Origin of the sequence: Mixta tenebrionis, from assembly GCF_006517625.1 — a bacterium.
In the GTDB taxonomy this organism is placed as follows: Bacteria; Pseudomonadota; Gammaproteobacteria; order Enterobacterales; family Enterobacteriaceae; genus Mixta; species Mixta tenebrionis.
Window position 1 is genome coordinate 1 of record NZ_VHQI01000056.1, and the last position, 527, is coordinate 527.

Annotated in this window: 1 protein-coding gene; it reads left to right on the top strand. The window is 48.6% G+C overall.

Annotation, left to right across the window (positions count from 1 at the left end):
- Window positions 1–527 (top strand): type I restriction-modification system subunit M (locus FKM52_RS21510; RefSeq protein ID WP_141178121.1); only part of this gene is annotated, 527 nt, incomplete at both ends.

Consider the following 527-nt stretch of genomic DNA (forward strand, 5'->3'; position numbering starts at 1 on the left):
CCTCAGCACGTCTCTAAGCTGATTGCTCAGCTTGCGATGCACGGTCAGACTCACGTCAACAAAATCTATGACCCTGCCGCAGGTTCTGGCTCACTGCTGCTTCAGGCGAAGAAGCACTTTGATAACCATATCATTGAAGAAGGTTTTTATGGTCAGGAGATAAATCATACAACCTTTAACCTGGCGCGTATGAACATGTTCCTGCACAACATCAACTACGACAAATTTGATATCAGACTGGGGAATACCCTGACTGAGCCCCACTTTGGCGATGAAAAACCGTTTGACGCGATCGTCACTAACCCACCGTACTCAGTTAAGTGGATTGGCAGCGATGACCCTACACTGATTAACGATGAACGTTTTGCTCCTGCTGGCGTACTGGCCCCGAAATCAAAAGCTGACTTTGCGTTTGTGCTACATGCACTAAACTACCTGTCAGCTAAAGGGCGTGCAGCAATAGTTTGCTTCCCCGGTATTTTCTACCGTGGCGGTGCAGAGCAGAAAATCCGCCAGTACCTGGTCGA